We start from the raw sequence: 2591 nt of genomic DNA, 5'->3' as shown, positions 1-2591 counted from the left end.
CGGTGTAGCCGGGCACGTTTCCCGATCCCGCATCGCGGCTCGCGGTGTTGCAGGGACCTGCATTTGCGGAGCTGGCGTTGAATGCGAGTATAGCGCCCAAGATCATAACTTCTCTGACAGCGATCATAACCTTTTTCCTTTTGTTACCCTGAACGACTAAACAAAAGTATGAGGCCCTCGTTCCGGAGTGTCTGATTCCCGGCACTGGCAGCATGCCGTCCAAATCGTCTGCAGCCGAAGACACCAAGAAGTGGTCGCTGTCATGTGTTTAAGATGAAAACTGGCGGCGTAGATCGCACGGAGGCTCGCCGTTCACGCTGGCGGGCCTCATAAGGGCAGGGGGCAACGAGCTACCTCTATGAACCGAGGCGGTTGCCGCGCATGTCACCCCAAACTAGACGAATATCGTCGCGGAGCGCGAGAGGCCGAGGCGATGGCCGTTAACGACAAAGAGGCCAAGGAACTGCTTCTTGAGATTGCGGAGCGCTGGCAGGCTTGCCAATCAGGCCCAAAGGAATGGCTGGTAAGCCCGCCTCAGTTGGCGGCTCGTGCATTCAAGAGCCGCACATAGGTGCCGCTCTCGTGCAGTTCGAGCCAGCCGCGTGTCAACGGGCCAGGGCACGTTGACTGGGTCGCCGCGCGATAGGGGATCGAGGAAGGTCGCCGAACTCTTGAGCGGCGTAGTCTCGACCTTCCGGGGTTACAATGTGTACGTCGTAGCAGCCTGCTTTGGCGAGCTCCCAGGCTTTCTTGAGTGCCGCTTCGGGCGTACTCCTGCGATGCGCCAGCTCGCCGTGCTTGCATCTGCCTTTGATAGTAAAACTCATTTCTTCTTCTTTTTCTTGTTTTTCTTCATGGTGTCAGCCTGAGCCCGGAATGCGTCGGCCAATGACTTCATCTGATCGGCTACAAAGGCGTCGGCCGTTCGGGCGGCCGCCCGTTCGGCCACGACAGCCTGTTTACGGATTTGCTTCACAGCTCCCATAGAGGCACAACTTCTCGGGCATTGTGTTTGTTCCTGTGCGGAGAAAGATCGATCGTCGAGCCGGGCGATCAAGCGAGCGCCAATCGGGGACGTGGCTATCGCCAGGATGCGAATCTTGGATAGCGCCCGCGGGAGCCGAATTTAGGCAAGATCGCCGAAGATTTGCGCCGCGCCATGATGGCGCTGCGCTAATAGTCAGCTAATAGTCAAGGGGCCGCCGGTTCACAGGTCTGCTTCTCTGCTCGCTACGCTTCCGTTGACCTTGCCCCCAAGTTTTATCCAGTCCTGAGTTCGCTCGGGCCATTGGATTTGCCCGGTTGGGTGGTGGGAGCGACGGGAGCTGGCGCGGAGCCATCGGCATAGCGCAGCGCCAGATCCCGGCGCGGGTGATAGGTGAAGGCGAACTCGGAGGGCGTTTTCCATCCGAGCTGCGAGTGCGGTCGTGTGCCGTTGTAATCGGCACGCCAGCATCCGAGCGCGACGCGAGCCTGAGCCAGCGACGTGAACAGCGTCTCGTTCAGCAGTTCATCCCGCAGCCGACCGTTGAAGCTCTCGATGAAGGCGTTCTGCATGGGCTTGCCCGGCGCGATGTAGTGCCATGCAACCCGGCTCTGATCCGCCCATGTCAGGATAGCGTTGCTGGTCAGCTCGCTACCGTTGTCGCTGACCACCATCTTCGGCTTGCCGCGCTCGATCACAAGCCGGTCCAGCTCCCGTGCCACCCGGCTGCCCGAGAGCGAGGTATCAGCCACCAGCGCCAGGCACTCGCGGGTACAGTCATCGACCACAGTCAGGACGCGGAAGCGGCGGCCGTCGGTGAGCTGATCCGACACGAAGTCGAGCGACCAGCGGTCGTTCGGCGCCATCGGCACCGTCATTGGAGCTCGGGTGCCAATTGCGCGCTTGCGACCGCCGCGGCGGCGCACCGCAAGCTTCTCCTCCCGATAGAGCCGGAACAGCTTCTTGTGGTTGACCAGATAGCCCTCCCGCTTGAGCAGAACATGCAGGCGCCGATAGCCGAAGCGACGGCGCTCCTGGGCGATCGCCTTCATCCGCTGCCGAAGGCCAGCATCATCCACCCGGGTCGTCCGGTATCTCATAGTCATGCGGCAGCAGCCGATGGCTTTACACGCCCGCCGTTCGCTCATCCCGTGGGTGTCTACTAGATGCGCGACAGCCTTCCGCTTGGCCGCGGGCGTCACCACTTCTTTCCCAGGAGGTCTTTCAAGGCCGCATTGTCCAGCATGGCGTCAGCCAAAAGCCGCTTCAACCGGCTGTTCTCATCCTCCAGCGCCTTCAGCCGCTTGGCCTCCGAGACTTCCATCCCGCCGAATTTTGCCTTCCATTTGTAGATGCTGGCGTCGCTCACACCATGCTTACGGCACAGATCGGCAACCGGAACGCCGGCCTCGTGCTCCTTCAAAATCCCGATGATCTGTTCTTCCGTAAAGCGGCTGCGCTTCATGCTCCGGTCCTCGGCGTAGGCCAGAGCGAACTTCAAACTGGATTAAGCCCGTGGGGCAAGGTCACCGTGCAAGCAACAGCGAAGTTTTCGCAGATTGACGCAAACGCTTGTTTGGCTTCAGCAGTCTCAAAGCAAAACCGC

General features: G+C 60.4%; 2 protein-coding genes. Both read right to left on the bottom strand.

The genetic code is table 11. The annotated features are described in order from the left end of the window. Positions 1–823: 823 nt before the first annotated feature. The gene (locus tag Q2941_RS51260) at positions 824–1057 is read right to left on the bottom strand and encodes a hypothetical protein (protein ID WP_458197497.1); all 234 of its coding nucleotides are present in this window, start codon (positions 1055–1057) and stop codon (positions 824–826) included. Between the two features lie 203 nt (positions 1058–1260). Then, positions 1261–2450, bottom strand: a protein-coding gene (locus tag Q2941_RS51255) for an IS3 family transposase (RefSeq protein ID WP_458197496.1) whose coding sequence is annotated in 2 segments (ribosomal slippage) — positions 1261–2201 and positions 2201–2450 — 1191 coding nt in all. Because the reading frame shifts where the segments join, the coding sequence is not laid out codon by codon here. Between the last annotated feature and the right edge of the window lie 141 nt (positions 2451–2591).

This window comes from Bradyrhizobium sp. UFLA05-153 (genome assembly GCF_054185185.1).
This window is presented reverse-complemented; position numbering and strand designations above follow the sequence as displayed.